This is a genomic window from Psychrobacter sp. APC 3426, from assembly GCF_030408035.1.
In the GTDB taxonomy this organism is placed as follows: Bacteria; Pseudomonadota; Gammaproteobacteria; order Pseudomonadales; family Moraxellaceae; genus Psychrobacter.
The window spans coordinates 1-18,097 of sequence record NZ_JASDCF010000041.1 but is presented as its reverse complement, the minus strand read 5'-3'; the positions used below and the strand labels follow the sequence as shown (position 1 = coordinate 18,097).

The 18,097-nt window shown below is 43.4% G+C and carries 13 protein-coding genes and 1 pseudogene; 7 read left to right on the top strand and 7 right to left on the bottom strand.

Annotated elements, in window-relative coordinates; all coding sequences use genetic code 11:
- Both QL919_RS13585 and QL919_RS13580 read left to right on the top strand, forming a co-directional pair.
- A pseudogene (locus QL919_RS13585) lies at nt 1-110 on the top strand (IS5/IS1182 family transposase); the annotation flags it as partial.
- 183 nt (nt 111-293) lie between these two features.
- A complete protein-coding gene (locus QL919_RS13580; protein ID WP_290190014.1) occupies nt 294-839 on the top strand; it encodes a DUF924 family protein in 546 nt (181 codons plus the stop codon).
- A gap of 110 nt (nt 840-949) precedes the next feature.
- On the opposite strand, the gene cysE is transcribed toward QL919_RS13580, so the two are convergent.
- From cysE to ggt, 6 genes are all read right to left on the bottom strand, one after another.
- Nucleotides 950-1,861 carry a serine O-acetyltransferase gene (cysE, locus tag QL919_RS13575; RefSeq protein ID WP_290190012.1) on the bottom strand — a complete coding sequence of 304 codons (912 nt, stop codon included), beginning with the start codon at nt 1,859-1,861 and terminating at the stop codon, nt 950-952.
- Nucleotides 1,862-2,022: 161 nt separating this feature from the next.
- A complete protein-coding gene (locus QL919_RS13570) occupies nt 2,023-2,466 on the bottom strand; it encodes a YtoQ family protein (RefSeq protein WP_290190011.1) in 444 nt (147 codons plus the stop codon).
- An 88-nt stretch (nt 2,467-2,554) separates the two neighbouring features.
- A complete protein-coding gene (locus tag QL919_RS13565; protein ID WP_290190013.1) occupies nt 2,555-3,406 on the bottom strand; it encodes a TrmJ/YjtD family RNA methyltransferase in 852 nt (283 codons plus the stop codon).
- A gap of 84 nt (nt 3,407-3,490) precedes the next feature.
- Nucleotides 3,491-3,868, bottom strand: a complete 378-nt coding sequence (locus QL919_RS13560; protein WP_290190010.1) for an Hpt domain-containing protein — start codon at nt 3,866-3,868, stop codon at nt 3,491-3,493.
- A gap of 90 nt (nt 3,869-3,958) precedes the next feature.
- On the bottom strand, nt 3,959-7,672 hold the full coding sequence (dnaE, locus tag QL919_RS13555; RefSeq protein WP_290190009.1) for a DNA polymerase III subunit alpha: 3,714 nt from the start codon (nt 7,670-7,672) through the stop codon (nt 3,959-3,961).
- 316 nt (nt 7,673-7,988) lie between these two features.
- Nucleotides 7,989-9,935 (bottom strand): gamma-glutamyltransferase, encoded by a 1,947-nt coding sequence (gene ggt / locus QL919_RS13550; protein WP_290190008.1) that lies wholly within the window; start codon nt 9,933-9,935, stop codon nt 7,989-7,991.
- Nucleotides 9,936-10,196: 261 nt separating this feature from the next.
- Between ggt and QL919_RS13545 the strand changes: the two genes are divergently transcribed.
- A complete protein-coding gene (locus tag QL919_RS13545) occupies nt 10,197-12,197 on the top strand; it encodes a hypothetical protein (protein ID WP_290190007.1) in 2,001 nt (666 codons plus the stop codon).
- Nucleotides 12,198-12,244: 47 nt separating this feature from the next.
- Nucleotides 12,245-13,849 carry a hypothetical protein gene (locus tag QL919_RS13540; protein WP_290190006.1) on the top strand — a complete coding sequence of 535 codons (1,605 nt, stop codon included), beginning with the start codon at nt 12,245-12,247 and terminating at the stop codon, nt 13,847-13,849.
- Nucleotides 13,850-14,014: 165 nt separating this feature from the next.
- Here QL919_RS13540 and QL919_RS13535 read toward each other — a convergent pair whose 3' ends face one another.
- On the bottom strand, nt 14,015-14,548 hold the full coding sequence (locus QL919_RS13535; protein WP_290190005.1) for a Spy/CpxP family protein refolding chaperone: 534 nt from the start codon (nt 14,546-14,548) through the stop codon (nt 14,015-14,017).
- 272 nt (nt 14,549-14,820) lie between these two features.
- Between QL919_RS13535 and QL919_RS13530 the strand changes: the two genes are divergently transcribed.
- The 3 genes from QL919_RS13530 (at nt 14,821) to QL919_RS13520 (ending at nt 18,022) form a co-directional block, all read left to right on the top strand.
- Nucleotides 14,821-15,507: a response regulator transcription factor gene (locus tag QL919_RS13530; RefSeq protein ID WP_290190004.1), complete on the top strand. Its 687-nt coding sequence runs from the start codon at nt 14,821-14,823 to the stop codon at nt 15,505-15,507.
- Nucleotides 15,507-17,189, top strand: a complete 1,683-nt coding sequence (locus tag QL919_RS13525) for an ATP-binding protein (protein ID WP_290190003.1) — start codon at nt 15,507-15,509, stop codon at nt 17,187-17,189. Before QL919_RS13530 ends, QL919_RS13525 begins: the two co-directional genes overlap by 1 nt.
- Nucleotides 17,190-17,740: 551 nt before the next feature.
- Nucleotides 17,741-18,022, top strand: coding sequence for an ESPR domain-containing protein (locus QL919_RS13520; protein WP_290190002.1), 282 nt, complete (start codon nt 17,741-17,743; stop codon nt 18,020-18,022).
- Nucleotides 18,023-18,097: the final 75 nt, after the last annotated feature.

Here is an 18,097-nt window from a genome sequence, read left to right as displayed (position 1 = left end):
TAATCAAGTTGTTTAAAATCGTGGCTCATAAATATCGCAACCGTCGTCAGCGCTATGATCTTAGAATGAAGCTGTTTGCTGGTATCATTAATTCCGAGCTTAAACTATGACTTTTGCAAGAGGTCTATTTCCTATTTTTATTTATGGATAATGAAAAGTATAAGCCATCATGGCTTAATATTCATTAGTGGTTATGAAACCATAAGCGGATAGTCAATGTCCTTAGTTGACGTTTGATACAATGGATTTGAACTATGGTTGAAAGTAATACTGTTAATAATGATAGTGAGAGAATGATGTATAAAACCATATTAGATTTTTGTTTTGAGGAAGTCGGCAGCCAACAGTTTTTTGAGAAAGATGCAGATTTTGATGAATTACTGAAAGAGCGTTTTTCGGGCTTACTTAAAAAAGCAGCGGCGTCAGAGTTATATGAATGGCGAACTAGCATTGAGGGAAGGTTGGCTGAAATTATTATATTAGACCAGTTTTCGCGCAACATTTACCGTGATATGCCAGCGGCCTTTGCTCAAGATGCTATGTCATTGGCGCTCGCTCAAGAAGCAGTGACTGCTGGCGCTTTAGAAGTGCTTGAAACCGTAGAGGCGCGTAAGTTTGTACTCATGCCGTATATGCACAGTGAGTCAAAACTGATTCATCAACGAGCAGTGCCATTGTTTGAGCAATATACCAATGCACAAACCCTAGAGGCTGAGATGAAACATAAAGTCATTATCGATCGATTTAGTCGTTATCCGCATCGTAACGACATTTTAGGACGGGTTTCGAGTGACGAAGAAATAGAGTTTTTGACGCAGCCTGACTCGTCATTCTTATAAATATTATCTGTTTAATAGCTAATCGATAAAAAGCTATTTATCAATTGGTTAACATAAAAAAAGAGGCTATCTGGCCTCTTTTTTATTTAGTATCAGCGATAGCTAGCAGCTTACTTCTGCTCAGTGCCGGCTGCATCTATATCAGACCGACCAATCACATCTAAATCCTCTAAGCATAGTTTGTCGTATTCTTTTCGGCAAAAGTCAGGGTCGATTTGACACATCGCTGATTGTAGTTGATCCAAACGATTTTCTGATTGTTGTATGTGTTCAAGCATTTTTGCGAAAGCTTCGGCGACAGGGTCTTGTGAGGATGGGTCAATACCGTAGGCTTGAAAGGTTGTGGTTCGTTTGGTATTCGATACCGTATCTTTCACTTTATCTTTGTCAGTATTGCCAGCTTGTGCGACTTTTTCTTGCTGTTTGGCGTCTTGGACTTTAGTGGCGATAGGGTTGCCTTTTTCGTCGTGATGATCAGATATCATACGTGCCGCGCTACCCACCATCGTCGCACCTGCTGGCACAGGTTTTACCACCACAGCATTAGAGCCAATTTTAGCATTTTTACCGACGGTAAATGGTCCTAATACTTTGGCGCCCGCACCAACTGTCACGCCATCTTCTAGCGTTGGATGGCGTTTGCCATTATTCCACGAAACGCCGCCAAGGGTGACACCATGATAAAGAGTGACATCATTGCCAATCTCAGCCGTTTCACCAATGACAACGCCGACACCATGGTCGATAAAGAAGCGCTTGCCAATTTTAGCAGCAGGATGAATCTCGATACCAGTGACGATGCGCGAGCCATAAGAGATGACACGTGCTGCCAGTTTTTGTTCATTATTCCAAAGACAATGTGCCCCGCGATGTAGGATGAGCGCATGGATGCCAGGATAGGTCAGGATGACTTCCAGACTGTTGCGTGCCGCTGGGTCACGATTGAATACCGCATCGATGTCTTCTTTTAGGTCTTTTTTGATGCTGGTGAGCGATTTGAACAATTTGGCTGGCAATGACATAAGGCGTCCTATCGTATTTTTGATAATAATCTCTTCAGTTATAGCAGTTTCGCAGTACAAAATATAGCAATGAATGATAAATTAAAACAGAGTATGCATAGATAAAACGCCAAGCTGTGGCGATTTGTCTACAAACAATCCTATGTGACTACATATGCTACTTAACTACCACTAGTTACATATTTTAACAGCTCGACAACTTGTTCAGGCGTTTGCGCCCATGCCATGGCTGCTGCATCAACTTCTTTAAGCGGATGAATAATATCTTCAGCATGCAAGGTGATATAAGGCTTGCCCAATGCGGCGCAGTAGCCTGCGTCAAATGCAGCGTTCCATTGTTTGTACTTGTCACCAAAACGAATAATAGCAATGTCACATTTTTGAATCATATTTTTGGTACGAATTGCATTCACCTTTGATGATTGATGGTCGCGCCAAAATCCATTGTCGTTTTTGCCCAGTACATCACCAGCCGCGTCGCTGGCTTCATGGTCAGTCACAGCTGAGGTAAAGGTGATAGCAAGACCATGGTCTTTCGCGCCTTGCATGATTTTTTGCCGCCAGTCGCTGTGTATTTCTCCAGATAAATAAACCGTCCAATTCATTGTTCACTCCTTTCTATTATTAAATTCACTATTAGGTCATAGGAAATGTCAAAGACTTCAACGTCCCAAAAATTGTTTTTACGACGCGTTAATCTTTTGAGAGCTTAGCAATTAAGGCGCTTAGTAGTTGGTATTCTTTCTGATCCAACTGTAGACGTGAGCCCAGTCTGGACAGTCTCGACGGTAACGACTTTAGATGCTCACTATCTGCCAAACCACGCTGAACCATTAGCTCAGTAGTACGATGAGTCAGCTGTTGAAGTTGCTGCTGACTAATGGCCGGCTCATCCCAGTGTTGACGTAGATGAACGTCCAAAGTTGGTTCAACCGCTGTATTTTTATCATCATCTAGACTGTTGGTAGTTGTTTGATTGTGGGTCTGCGCATAAGCAAAGATAAAGCTAGCAATCACTTGGACGGCTGAAGCGACGTTGAGCACCGGATAATCAGGATTGGCATCAATTTGAATGTGATAGTCAGCGTAAGCCAGCTCTTCGTTGGTCAATCCACGATCTTCACGACCAAATAAAATGGCGATATTTGGCTTGCCTACAAATTTAGCACTTTCATTATTACTCGCTACAGCCAAAGCGGTTTGCTTATCTATAAAGTCAAACATAATTTTAGCTGCTTGTGTGGGCGTCACCACAGGGCGCGGTAGATGTCTACTACGACTACTGGCGGCAAAGACCAGCTGACAATCGGCTATTGCAGACTCTAATGTCGGTGTAATGGTTGCTGCTGATAATAACTCACTACCACCCGCCGCATGGGAGATGCTGGTGTCATCGATTGGTAGCTTAGGGTCAACAACAGTCAGACGTGACAAACCCATGGTATGCATTGCCCGCGCTGCAGAGCCAATGTTGGCGGGCAAGGTCGTATTGACCATCACGACTTGCACGCAATTCAGATAATCTTTTATAAGGTAATCTGTCACGATGCGATCATTCACACGATGGGGTTCAGACGTTACGACTGTCTTTGAGTTTTGCGTTGTCGATGATGTAGGGGTATTACTCATTTATTGTCCCATACGTTGATTGATTGCTTGTTCAGCGCGTTGTAAGGCAGCATCTATATCTTCAATCAGCGCTGCTTGCTCACTGATCAAGCGCTCACGGCAGCGCTCTTGTAACTGGCTACTAAGATTCACAAGTTGTGTGGTTCCCAAGTTGGCGCTAGCACCTTTTAGAGCATGAGCCGTCTCAAATCCATTGGCATTATCGTTTTCTTGCTGAGCTTTGCGCAGTGCGGTGACTCGCTGCTGGCTGTCAGTAATATAAACCTGTATCAGGTCGGCAAAATCTTCTTCGAGCAAGTCACGCATATCCTCGAATTGTTCGTGGTTGATAACCTCATCAGTTTGAGCTGATGTATTATTATTCGTTGTGTCGTCCATGGTGTTATATCCAATGTGTTAAGTGAGAGCAATAAGTTGATTATAGTCAATATTCAACTCAAATTAATAAAACTCGGATTAATAAAAAGGTTAGCTATAATGAAAATGTAGGTTATCTTCACTAATCATACTCTTTAATTGCTGCAAGTTGTCATCGTTAGGGTAGACACGCCAGTGCTCGGATAGTCCCACATTGGCGATACCAAACTCTTCATAAATGCTCAGACCAAGCGGCAGGCAGTTATCATTAATGGAGGCGTCAGTATTGCTTAGCGCATTATTGCCATAGCTGCTGCCATTATTAAACGCATCTTGATTCATGTCATTTTCTAGCGCCAATAAATCATTACCGTCTTCATCATATAAGCTACCACCCATGGCAGGGTCATAAGTGGCATGGCTAATATTATTATTTTGTTCGTCTTGATCAGCGTTATAAGCCAGTCGCGGTGCAGGTATGATGTCAGCTTGGGCTGATTTGAGCAGTGGCTGCAAGCGTGTCAGGAGCTTAATATCGCTACCATGGATCTTAATGCTGATTTTTTTGAGCCAACGCAAGCGCGCGTCAACCATGCTCATGGCGCTATCAAGACGGGCAAACAGACGCCCATCACGCTCACGGATACTGCCTTTGATGATGACCACTTCATCAATTTTTAGCTGCTCTTTGACACGGTTAAAGCGTTCAGCATAGCAGCTGACTTCTAATCGTGAGGTCCCATCATCTAAGGTGATAACGTTGCGATTGCCAAAGTTGGCAATATCGATAATTAATCCTGCAAAATAGCAGCTACCGTTATAGCCAGTATCCGCCAGCTTATCGAGACGTGCGCCTGAGGTATAACGTTTTAGTTCATCTAGGTATTCATTGATAGGGTGACCCGTCAAATACAACCCTAAGGTATTTTTTTCCGCTTTTAGACGATGTTTGTCGCCCCAAATGAGCTCTGGTGTCATAACAAGTGGTGGCGCTGCGACAACACCATCCATCTCACCAAACAAGTCCATCATGCCGGTTTCGCGGTTTTTACGGTCTTGTTCCGCAGCCTGTACGGCATTTGGTAACTGGCTCATGAGTGCGCCGCGAATCTCGTACGCTTCATCGGCTGGTAAGTCAGGTCGTAGGGTAGCCGCAAAGTCATCAAAGCAGCCAGCACTGACCAAGGCTTCAAGGGTACGCTTATTGACTTTTTTGATATCAACGCGGCGGCAAAAGTCATATAAATCTTTAAACGGACCTTCACGGCGACGTGCAGCGACGATAGATTCAACCGCACCTTCGCCAACGCCTTTAATCGCACCCAAGCCATAAATAATATTGGTCGGGGTATCGGCGACGAAATGCCATTCACTGCGGTTCACCGATGGATTGACCACCGTTAAGTCAAAGTTTTCACGGCAGTCATTGATAAAAAACACCACGTTGTCGGTGTTGTTCATATCGGAGGTTAGTACTGCTGCCATAAACTCAGCAGGGTAGTATTGCTTTAGATAAGCAGTCTGATAAGCGAGCACGCCATAAGCAGCAGAATGCGAGCGGTTAAAACCATAACCCGCAAACTTTTCCATCAAATCAAAGACGCCGCCAGAGGTCGCTTCATCGATACCTTGCGCGGTGGCACCAGTGACAAAAATATCGCGCTGCTTGGCCATCTCTTCGGGTTTCTTTTTACCCATTGCTCGGCGTAACATGTCGGCGCCACCCAAGCTATATCCTGCCATGACCTGCGAGATTTGCATGACCTGTTCTTGATAGACAATAACGCCGTTGGTGTTTTCTAAAATCGGCTCAAGATTGGGATGGTCATAGATGACTTCCTCGCGACCATGCTTACGGTCGATATACATCTCTACCATGCCAGCATCAAGTGGACCTGGACGATATAGCGCACACATGGCGATGACATCTTCGATATTGGTCGGTTGTAATTTGGCCAGATATTTTTTCATGCCCATACTTTCAAGCTGAAAGACGGCAGTGGTCTTAGCGTCTTGCAAGAGCTTATAGGCTTTTTTATCATCTAATGGCAAGTCTTCTAACACCAAAGCGTCTTTGCCTTCTTTCGCACGGCGCAGGTTGATGTTTTCTACCGCAGCGTTAATGACCGTCAGGTTACGTAGACCCAAAAAGTCAAACTTCACCAGGCCAACCGCCTCGACATCATCTTTGTCAAATTGGCTGACACGGTGCCCATCATCATCACAATAAATGGCGCTAAAATCAGTAATTTTATGAGGAGCGATGAGTACGCCACCGGCATGTTTACCGACGTTTCGACACACACCTTCTAGCTTAAGAGCCATCTCCCAAACCTCAATGGCATCTTCATAATCCATATTGTCAGGGTTGGATATTAAATCTTTGAGCTGCGGTTCTTGCTCTAATGCTTGACTCAATGTGATGCCGGGGGTTTTTGGAATCAATTTAGATATTTTATTGGCAAGGAAGTACGATTTGCTCTGTACGCGCGCCACATCTCGTACCACCGCTTTCGCCGCCATGGTACCAAAGGTGATAATTTGCGAGACTGCTTCACGACCATAAGTTTGTGCGACATAATCAATGACGCGGTCACGACCTTCGATACAAAAGTCAATATCGAAATCGGGCATGGAGACACGCTCAGGGTTCAGGAAACGTTCGAATAAAAGGTCATAATGGATGGGATCGAGGTCGGTAATATTTAGTGCATAAGCGACTAAGGAGCCGGCACCAGAACCACGACCTGGTCCAACGGGTACGCCATTGGCTTTCGCCCAGCGAATAAAGTCCATGACGATTAAGAAGTAACCAGGGAAACCCATGGATAAAATAACTTCGAGCTCGTATTCTAAGCGCTCATCATATTTTTGGCGAAAGTCGCTCCAGTTGTCACCGCGTTCTGCAACTGGGAATAGCTTGTCCAATCGGTGGTTAAGACCCCGTATAGACTCTGCGCGGAAAAACGATTCAATGGTTTCGCCTTCGGGTACAGGAAAATCGGGTAGGACGTTAATTCCAAGGGTCAACGTTACATTGCAGCGAGTTGCCAAACGCAAAGTATTGTCAATGACCTGCGGAATATCAGCAAATACCTGCTCCATTTGCGACTGAGTTTTAAGATACTGCTCATCTGAATAAGTTTGCGGGCGATTTGGATCAGCGAGTACATAGGAGCCAGCGATACAGACGCGTGCTTCATGGGCATCAAAATCGTCTTGCTCTAAAAAGCGCACATCGTTATGCGCAATAATAGGAATATTGTGTTTGGCACCTGAGTGAATCGCCGCTTTAATAAAAGCATCTTCGCCAGAACGACTGGTGCGTTTGATGGCGAAGTATAACCGATCGTCAAACTGTGCTTGCCATTCTGTGAGCAGCTCATCGGCTTTTTCTGGCATAGAACCGACCAGTGCCTGACCGACATCTGACTTTTCGGTGAGCAGTACGATGACACCGGCTGCGTGCTCTAGGATATGGCTGCGCTTGATGACCGGCACACCGTGATTGGCATCATCGGCACGTCCTTCAGTAAAGCCAAGCGATACAATGCGGGTGATGTTTTGATAGCCTTCGTTATTCATCGCTAGCAGGGTTAGCCGTGTGTCTTCATTATCCATGATGACTTCGCTACCGATAATCGGCTTGATCCCAGCACCGAGGCAGGCACGATAGAACTTCACCGTGGCATAAAGGTTTGATAAATCTGTCAGCGCGAGTGCACGTTGATTATCAGCTGCAGCTGCTTTAATCAGCGGCTTGATGCGCACGATAGAATCGGTGATTGAATATTCGCTGTGAATGCCAAGGTGTACAAATGCCATAGAGGACTCTTACTGGTACGATCGAATGAAGGAGGTCTAAGAGGATAAATTTATTATTATCAATAATTTAGAGTGCTAATTTGAGGAAAATAAGACATTGCTGGTCGTATTTAGATGTTTTAAATCAGGTCGTTAATAATAGCATTGTTTGACGCAGACAGCCACTGATTAGGATGGTTTAATCTCTCTTAGATACTGGACTAAGTGGTTTGAGTGATATTGAAAACTCGTAAAAGTTACGTCAAAAACTCTTCTATACAATGAAGTGTAGAAGAGTTTTTGGGAGTGATGGTTTTTAGAATTAAAGTCTTTTGGTTCAATACCCAACCACTGCCGCATCAACGATACGCGGGTCAGAAGAACCATATACACCATTAGGGGTCAACATAATTGATTGGGTTGAGCCCATAGCTGCCTTCGGACTAACCGTATGTCCCATGGATTCTAGTTTTTTAACCGTATCAATATTCAGTGCCTTTTCAGTACGAATCTCATCCGGCAACCATTGATCATGAATACGCGGTGCATGAGTGGCTTCGGCGATATTCATATCGTGATCGATGACGTTGGAGATGATTTGGGTGACGGTAGTAATGATACGGCTACCACCGGGGCTGCCTGTCACGATATATGGTTTGCTGTCTTTAAATACTAAGGTTGGACTCATCGAGGATAGCGGACGTTTATTGGCTTCAACGGCATTGGCGTCACCACCAAGTAAGCCATAGCCATTAGGCGTGCCTGGCTTAGCAGAAAAGTCATCCATCTCGTTGTTAAGTAATATGCCAGTACCTTCAGCGACAAGGCCCGTACCGTATGAGAAGTTCAGCGTATAGGTATTGGCGATCGCATTGCCGTCTTTATCAACGATAGAGAAATGCGTGGTTTGGTCGCTTTCGTAGGGTAGTGGGTTGTTGGCTTTAATTGTGGCCGCTGGCGTGGCTTGGTTTGGATTAATTAAATTTCGCAGCTTATCGGCATACGCTTGAGAGGTGAGACCGCTGGCAGGCACATCGATAAAGTCCGAATCCCCTAAGTATTCAGCTCGATCGGCATAAGCCAACTGCATCGCTTCCGCCATCAAGTGAATGGTTTGTGCGCTATTTTGCCCATAGTCTTTGAGCGGATAGCCTTCTAAGATATTTAAGATTTGCACGATATGGATACCACCAGAAGACGGTGGCGGCATCGAGACAATCTCATAACCACGATAGTCGCCTTTAACTGGCTCGCGAGCGATGGCTTCATAATTAGCCAAATCCTGCAAGCTCATATTGCCACCTGCCTCATTGACCGCTTTGACCAACTTACTCGCGGTTTCCCCTTTATAAAATCCATCTGCGCCTTGTGCAGCAATCAGCTTAAGCGATTTTGCCAGTTCAGGCTGCTTTAAACGCTCACCAAGCTGATAGGCACTGCCATCCGCTTTAAAAAACACCTTTTTAGTACTCGGCCATTTCTGCAAACGATCGCTCAAGGCTTCTAGCGATTCCGACAAGCCAGCAGTGACTTCTATACCGTCTTCAGCAAGTGCAATGGCGGGCGCCATTACTTGTCCGCGGCTCATGGTGCCATGATCTTCTAACGCTTTTAACAATCCTGCTACTGTCCCGGGTACGCCAACCGCTAGACCATGATAACGAGATAAATCACTGACAGCATTACCTTCCTCATCGAGATACATATCACGTGAGGCGCTACTTGGTGCTTTTTCACGGTAATCGAGAGCCACTGTTTTGCCTTGCTTGGCGTCATAAATCATCATAAAACCACCGCCACCGATATTCCCAGCACGCGGCAAAGTCACTGCTAAGGCAAAGCCAACCGCGACCCCAGCATCAACCGCATTACCGCCGTCTTTTAAAATCTTGAGTCCAATATCAGAGGCAAGCGCTTCTTGGGTAGCGACCATACCGTTCTTTGCCCAGACAGGATGATGAATGGCATCTTCAGAATAGATGGCTTGATCGGCATTGGCGTTGTTAATCGTGGAGGTAAGCGTATTGGTTTTGGCTAGTGTAACACGTTTGGTTTCAGATATTACGGTAGGATTATCTGCCATAATCGCTAGGTTAATCGCGCTAGTATTAATCGATGTTGGGTTGATGGTAGTTGATTGATTGGTGGTTGGCTCAGCCGCATGAGCAGATAGGGATACTAAAAACGTACTGCTGATTAATAGAATAGCGGTTTTTATTTTTGCTCTGTTTTTAAAGTTATTTTGAGAAGCATTGATTTCATCTTTTGATATTAGATTTTGCATTATAAATTCCTTTTTGAGCAATTGATGACACGTTTGGTCTGTAAAAATAAGACTGTAAAAATAAAGAGGCTAGAACGTTAGGGCGTGCCTTAATTGACATAATGATTAGCGCCACGTTTGCTAGATAAACAGTCTTATCAAAAATGCTGAAAATTTTTAAGAAATACGTTCTAATCTTACTAAATTGTAACGCATTGTGATATAAATAATAGTGCTAGAATTTATTCGTTATTGTCTGTCTATTTATAAGAAGAAATTACTATGTCATCCAACCATACTCATAAACGCGACCAACAGCGTCACTCTGGCATGGCTCATCATCAGTCATCTGCCCATAACTATAACCACAACAATCATAATAAGCATTCATATCAGTCGCGCAAATTAACCTTTATAGCAGGCTGCGCATTACTGGTTGGCAGTGCGTTTGGGCTGGCAGGCTGCCAATCAAACCCAGCGCTATCATCATCTGCGGTATCAAAAAGCATGATTGATTTTAGTAGCGCTGATAGCACGCAGAGCCAAGCCCAAGGACGTGCATTTAATGCAAGCCGCACTGCCAAATCTGAGCGTTATCAACAATTATTTGACCAAGACAAATACCCCAATACCGACAATCAAGCCAAATCACATTTACTGGCGGCTATTCGTCAGCATCTGGTAACAGAACATGTGGCAGTCGCGCAAGCCAATTATCAAGCCGCACCTTTTATTGATCCAGATAGCATTGATGCAGGATCTAGTAGCTTGCTTAGAACGATTATAGAAGCTTATGCTTATGAGCCTGACGGCGATTATGATGAAAGTGCTTATGATGAAAGTGATCATGAGGACAGGCAAACTGAGGCTATGGCAGAGTTAGCAGCGGTAAGTATAGAGTCGAATACATGCAATAAAAGTGATGACGATGACGCTTATGAAGTCTGTGTTGTAGAGGATATTAACTACGATGAAGACGGCTATGATCAAGACGGTTACAACGAATATGGCTACAATCGAGAGGGTTACGACATAGATGGCTATAATGAATATAGTAATGCAGAGGGCGGTATTCTCTCAGGGGTTTCAAACCTAAAGTCTAAAAATCTGTTAAAAAACTATGAAGCCATACAGATGGCAAAACAACAATCAGAGGCTGTAGAAGGTAGCCAATCATCAACGCCATCTACTGGCGTCATTGGTCAAATGCTGAGTATGTTCCATCGTACACCGGAACAGATAGCCGCTTCCAATGCTTACCAATATAAAAATTTAACCTTTAATAGTGTCAGTCAGTACAAACCCAAACAACGCCAATTACAAAGTGTCTATAGCTATGACTATATGACACCAACGATTGCCTCATCCATACAGATACCGTTAGCGTTCGATTTTAACCATAGTACAGTTACGGTAGACCCATCGGCAATCCTGCCTATCGTGGCGCTTGTTAATCCTGAAAATACCCCTTTACCTAATCAAATGACCTCACATACCGTCAGTTTTGGCTTGCCAGAGAGTATTACCGCGCAGCTACCGCCAGCAGTGCTGTATGATGCCGCCATCGCTGCCATACAGAGTAGCATGGCAGAGCTTGCGCCCGAGCACTTTAGCGCGGTAGATATTCGCAGTGATGCCTTTGCCAAAGAAGTCGGGGCGAGGCGTGCGGTAAAAGTCTATTTTGGCAGTAAGCAAAGCGGTGAGATGATTGGCAAGACTTTAAAATACATGACAAAGTCGCTACAGGATTATGTCGATGCCAATCCACAAAAATATCCTGATGGCGCTATGCTAAAAACCGCGCTGGCGAAAGTGCAGCTATACAATAAAGGCTACCAAAGTGCGGATGTAGGTTCGCTTTTGCAACTTATTGAGGCCATCGGTCCGATCTCTTTTAATCAGATAAATTACTATTATTTAGACAGCTCAGATCGCTTGCTTGCTAAGCAGCAACGTACCAATATCGGTAGCGATTTGATGGGTTCAACTACTACTGTACTAAACCAAATACGCTACGATAAAAGTAGTTTTAATAACCATACACTAAAGCCTTTATTGGCAGAGTCTTTTGGCGCAAATGCCAAACCTGCTATCGATGGCAACGCGTGGATGGCCGAACAACGTCAACAGAAAGACAGACTACAAGCGGCTCGTTATGCACGCTATGAATATGACGATAGTAGCTTAAGTGATGATGAAAGCAGTGGTTACGGTGATGACAGTAGCAACTATGAGAATGGTGAATACGACGATGCTGAAGAGGATACTGACAAAGGAAAATAAAAAATCCTATCTTGTTATGTTCAAGCCCATATTTATAAGGATAAAAAATGAAAACAGTACGTCAAGCCATCGCAAATATTTTTCCGTTAGCTAGCCCACCTTTAACTAGCCTTCCATCAATGATTAAAGGCAGTGTATTATTTAGCAGTACGCTTCTAACGGGAGCACTGTTATTAACGGGGTGCCAATCTACCAGCCTGAGCCAATCGAACGCTATGACAGCAAAGCAAACGCCAGCTGCGGCCAAAAAAGCATTGGCAATCGCCTTACAGAAGCAACGTCGCCAGTCTTTTAGTTATCATGCCAATCTTGAGATTAGTAACGATCAGCAATTCACCAATATAAATGCCAAGAATTTGGTCGGCTCAGATTATATTTATGATTACTGCGAAGACACCCATGATCAAGCCTATGCTGCATTAGTAAGCCAAGCGGAAACCCAAGATAATAATATCGAAGCTGCTAGTTATGACACTCAGCGAGAGGCACTTAAGCAGTCTTACCTTGAGTGCGCGGATGCCTATCAAGCATGGGAAGATAATCAGTACGACAGTGATGTCACCGTATCACCTCATTACCAACAGCTATTTGACAATTACGACGACAAATCAACACCGCAAGATATCAAAAAAGCGCAGTTGCTAGATGTTTACTTGTTAAAACCGCTATCTATCAACTCGCAAGGTGTCTATCAGCCAATGGCTGGCAGGGCTACGATGCTTGCAAGCGCACAGTACCAAGCGCGGAATCATCAAAGCAGTATCAATCAGCCCATCTATGTAGATTTTAAAAACGGTAATATTTATCTATGGGCAGATAACTTTGCGATGCTCAATTCAGAAATGTTAGACGATAAGCTCGGTACAAAATGGCGAAATAAGTGGTTAAAAATAGCCATTAATGACGGCACGCTGCCTAAAGGCTTTGGCAACGAATTGATAAAAAGCCACTTTGCCGCGTTAGATATTACATTCGACAGCGCATCTATTAGCCAGTTTGACTATGTTGCCCCTAATGCATTAGCGTCACTTACTCCCAAGCTGCCTGCGCATCAGCTACCAGCAATGCTGGCAAGTGATGAAGTCATTCGCCGTGTACAAAGCGCTGCAAGCTATGAGCAATTCTTCCAAGACTACATGCGTATTTTTTATGATCGTATTACTAAGAAATATCCAGAATTAGTCAAGGAGAATGAGGCTTACCAAGCACCCATCGCAAGTTCTGATAAATTCACCAGCAAAGCGTTAATGCAGCAAATGTTAGCAATGATAAAAGAACGCATAGATAGCGAGGTTGAGACATCAGAAGCTGGAGAAGAAGCGAGATTAATGGTGCAGGAGCTGTACGGATTTGATAAACGTGGTCAGCTAAAATGGCAGCATCTGCGTAGTGAGCTTCCAAACAAAACCAACTCTGATAAGAGTTTAGTAATGGATATTTTGCAGCAGTATTCTGCTATACATCCTCAGGACAAGGCATTTCCTAACTTACCAAGTGATATGCAAGTGCCGAACGCGAGTAATAGTATTGACTTAAAAGAGTATAATAGCGAGCTCATGCAGTATTACCGCGATGGTAATGGCACTGCAATGGGTAAGATGGTGTTTGAAATGTTACCGATGGCTAAAGAGCGTCTTGATTCGATTGATTAAAAACTGATTAAAAGTAGGTAAGTTTAGTTTGATTAACCTTTATTAAGATAGACAACTAAAAAGCGCACCGTTCATACGATGCGCTTTTTTGTGCTTTAAAATCAGTATTATACAATCAATCATAAATGCAGTCTTGTCTAGCTATTACTCAATTATGATTATAACTTACATACCCTGATGAGGCTTGCCATGCATTCCGCGGTGCTGTCTTCCACGCTCGCCTTTGTCCATTCTTTCAGCTTGTAATTTAGCAAGTTTTTCACGCTGTTCAGCAGTTAAGACCTGCGAGATGGCGTGTTGAGTTTGAGCGCGTTCAATAAAACGCTGCTTTGCTTTAGCCGCTTGCTGGTCAGCCAAACGATTGACAGCTGCGTTATTCAAAGTGCTTGCGTTGGTCAATGCTTGCATTTGTTGATGCATTTGCGCACGTTCCGCTTTATTTTTAGTACGCTCAGCTTTACGATCGCCATGCTTTTCTTGCATGATGGCTTTAATTTGCGCCTGCTGTGTGGCGGTCAAGTCTAGCTGCGACATTGGGCCTCTCATGCCGCCTTTATGCATGCCGTCTTTCATACCATCTTTATGCTGCATTTTGCTGGTCGTTGGTGACGTATCAGTGGTTGCGTTGACACTTGTACAAGCGGTAACTGCAAACACGCTAGACATTGCTAATACTGAGCCCATTAATAATTTTTTCATAAAAATATCCTTTATTCAATTCAGTTTGGTTAGATGAACATTAAATTTTTATCTTGCAAGCATGATGTTTAGAGCGTTATAGATAAGTACTGTCAGCCATTCTATAAAAACGCTGTATAAAAGCAATACTTGCTGTTGATATGCGCTATCTTACGACAGTTAAAGGTTGCGAACATTTATGAAGTATTAAGAAAGGTAACGTTTATAGCGTATTGATAAGCACTTGCCTGATAATATGGGTGATAACGCTATTAAGCTTTAAGGAGACAGATGTGCCAAATATATTGCTAGGTGATGATGACGAAGAGTTGACCCAGTTATTACAAGAATACTTGCACAATCATGGTATTCAATGCGATTGCGTTCACGATGGTGAGGCAGTCATCCAGAAACTTAAAACCGCATCTAATGATACTTCTGCTTATGATTTGCTGGTGCTCGATATTATGATGCCAAAAATAGATGGGCTTAGTGTGTTACGTCAGTTGCCAAATATCAGTGATATTCCAGTCATTATGTTGACGGCAAAAGGTGAAGAGATCGATCGTATTATTGGGCTTGAGCTTGGCGCTGATGATTACATTACTAAACCCTGCAATCCGCGTGAGTTACTGGCACGCATCAATGCCGTTATCAAGCGCACTAATGCGGCGGCATCAGAGCATACGCCGCTACCAGAGAGTCGTTTGCATCTGGATCAAAATCAGCGAATTTGTCAGATAGATGGCGTAGAGTTACAAGTGACGGGGACAGAATTTGATTTGTTGGTCGCGCTACTCAAACAAAAAGGTGAAGTGGTGAGTAAGGCGTGGCTATCAGAGCATGTGTTGCAGCGTGAATTGCAGCCGTTCGATCGTAGCCTTGATGTACATGTCTCGCGCCTACGCAAAAAACTCCAACCTTTCCACGATGAGCCTATCAAAGCTATCCGTGGTAAAGGCTATCAGTTGGTGTTGTAATGACGGACTCATCGATGAAACCTGCCAAGAAAGCTATTAACAATCAAAGTCTTAATCAAGCGCCTAAATTTAAGGTGCGTATCACGCTGTTTTGGCGTTTGTTTCTGAGCCTATTATTAACGATTCTGATCACCTCTATTTTATCTATCGTGGTGGAGCGCTGGCTGGTCGAAAAAGCGCTGAATGCTCGTATGGATGTGCAAATTGATAGTTTATTAATTAAGCGTCAAGAGATGGTTGAAGCGTTACAAGTGGGTGATTTAACTACCGTTAGGCAGATGTATCGTGAAGACCGATGGCTTATGAATCAAATCAGAGTCTATGACGAGCAAGGCGCCATTATATTTCCACGTTATCGGGATAGAGATGGGCGTAGACAAGAGCGGATGCCAGAACGGATGCCAGATGGTCGGCAGGCAATGAGACCTTCATCAATGCCACCAATGCAGTCAATGCCTAAGCCTGATAATGAAATGTCTGATAATGAAATACCTAGTAGTCACGACGATAGAATATTGGATAATGAGCCGTCACTTTTAAGTAATATCCTGTCACCGATGAGACCGAATCGCGCGAATATAGCTAATCCCGATAGTCGTCCTGAGTTGGCTGACGTGACGGTCGTCTTACCAGATGAGCAGGCAGTCATTGTACAATTGCGTCCGCATCTGCGTTTTGCCGACGTTGTAGCGCTGCAACGCGGTAATTTTCCCATACGTTTATTACTGATTATCCTCTTTAGCGTCTTAGTTTGTATTTGGCTGAGTCGTACGCTGACCCAGCGTATTCGCCGTGTACAAAACACAGTCCATCGTATGATTGACGGCGATTATCAGGCTAATCCAAATTTATCCAAAATGGGAGACGATGAGCTTGGTTTACTCGCGAAAGACGTAGCCAAGCTCTCAACACGACTGGCAGAGAGTGAGCTGGCACGCAAGCAGATGCTCAGTGACATCTCGCATGAACTGCGCTCGCCATTGGCACGGCTTGACGTTGCGACTGAGCTGACGCGAGACTTTGCGCCGAATGCCAATCGTTATCTTGATCGTATTGATAAAGAATCTGCGCGGATGAATGAGCTGATTGAGCAAATTATTCATATTCAATCTCTAGAAATGCAGCAATATACGATCGACAATTTAGAAAATGAAGAGGTTGATATTTCCGAAATTATCAGTGAGATTGGGCAAGATGTCTGCTTTGAGTTTCAACAGAAAAACGTACACTGGCAATGGCAGCCGGATGATTCATTATTGACAGATACCTCATTAGTCATGCCTTTATCAGCTACTTCTCCAGAAACTCTTTGGACAGTGCTGGGCAATCAAGAACAGCTACACAGTGCGCTTGAAAATGTCATTCGTAATGCTTTTATGCACACTGCAGCTGATTCAACGGTTATTGCTGAGATTAGACAAGTAGAGATGGATGGTAAAAGACCTGCTATTCAAATCAGCATAATAGATGAGGGCGGCGGTGTTGCGGATGAAGATTTGGAGCGTATTTTTCAGCCCTTTGTACGGCTCGATTCTGCCCGCCATCGCGACACTGGTGGTTATGGTTTAGGATTGGCAATTGTCCATGCAGTTGTGATGGCACATAAGGGTCAGATCAGTGTCTATAATCGCCAAGATGATATTCAAGGATTGGTGGTGCAAATAGTGTTGCCTAATGGATAGATGTTTTAAAAAGCAAACTAAATACTCATCTCTATGATGAATATTGAATGCTTTTGTTAGGGTAGAAGGGTTTATATAACCTGTATGATTTAGATTTTTCTCGAAATAGATATCACCAATTTATTATTCATAAGTGGCTGTAATTGATGAATTATTTTTAAATACTTGTTTGTAATACTGTATAGGTAAGCACGTTTTTAATATTAACCATCAACTGAAAATTTCAAAAAATGGATGTAATTTAATATAAGTAAGCCTTAAATAAAAGTTTTATATTCAATTTTATGAATATAATAGACAAACGGTGTTAAATGTCTGATGAGCTGTATTGTCTCTCGCTATATATTCGGTAATACTAATATATAGCGAGAGTGATAAGGAATTTACAAAACAAATCGTCTTATTTCTAAGTAGCAATAAGACTGACATAATCGATAAGATTGTATCTTTCTAAGCACATAACCGTTTTATTTTGTGATATCGACTCTCTGCAAAATGGATTTTAATTCTGATTTTTTCAAATCTGACCAGTCTGTAAGGGAGTACATATTATGAACCGCATCTATAAGGTAATATGGAATGAAGCCTTGAATTGTTTCACCGCAGTTGGTGAATACGCAAAGGCACGTGGCAAATCTTCCAAATCTAGCGTGAGTGCAAACGCTACCATTAATACCACTTCTAACGCATCATCAATCAATAGATTACGTCTTAGCGCTATCGGAATAGGGCTGATAGCGGCTGGTTTTGGTTTGCAGGCAAATGCAGAACTTAACTATTCCGGAGTTTTTCAAGCTAGTTGTCACCATCAAGCCCAATTAAGCAGCTTGTAATCTCATCTTTTCTGGCTCTTTTACAGGATTCAATGTCGTCGGACCCACAGGCTCACAATCTCTCACCTCTTGACT

Coding starts and splice junctions, on each gene's coding strand:
- QL919_RS13560 (WP_290190010.1), bottom strand. CDS start 3,868: ATGGACGACACAACGAATAATAATACATCAGCTCAAACTGATGAGGTT.
- QL919_RS13535 (WP_290190005.1), bottom strand. CDS start 14,548: ATGAAAAAATTATTAATGGGCTCAGTATTAGCAATGTCTAGCGTGTTT.
- QL919_RS13580 (WP_290190014.1), top strand. CDS start 294: ATGATGTATAAAACCATATTAGATTTTTGTTTTGAGGAAGTCGGCAGC.
- QL919_RS13540 (WP_290190006.1), top strand. CDS start 12,245: ATGAAAACAGTACGTCAAGCCATCGCAAATATTTTTCCGTTAGCTAGC.
- cysE (WP_290190012.1), bottom strand. CDS start 1,861: ATGTCATTGCCAGCCAAATTGTTCAAATCGCTCACCAGCATCAAAAAA.
- QL919_RS13545 (WP_290190007.1), top strand. CDS start 10,197: ATGTCATCCAACCATACTCATAAACGCGACCAACAGCGTCACTCTGGC.
- QL919_RS13525 (WP_290190003.1), top strand. CDS start 15,507: ATGACGGACTCATCGATGAAACCTGCCAAGAAAGCTATTAACAATCAA.
- ggt (WP_290190008.1), bottom strand. CDS start 9,935: ATGCAAAATCTAATATCAAAAGATGAAATCAATGCTTCTCAAAATAAC.
- QL919_RS13570 (WP_290190011.1), bottom strand. CDS start 2,466: ATGAATTGGACGGTTTATTTATCTGGAGAAATACACAGCGACTGGCGG.
- QL919_RS13520 (WP_290190002.1), top strand. CDS start 17,741: ATGAACCGCATCTATAAGGTAATATGGAATGAAGCCTTGAATTGTTTC.
- dnaE (WP_290190009.1), bottom strand. CDS start 7,672: ATGGCATTTGTACACCTTGGCATTCACAGCGAATATTCAATCACCGAT.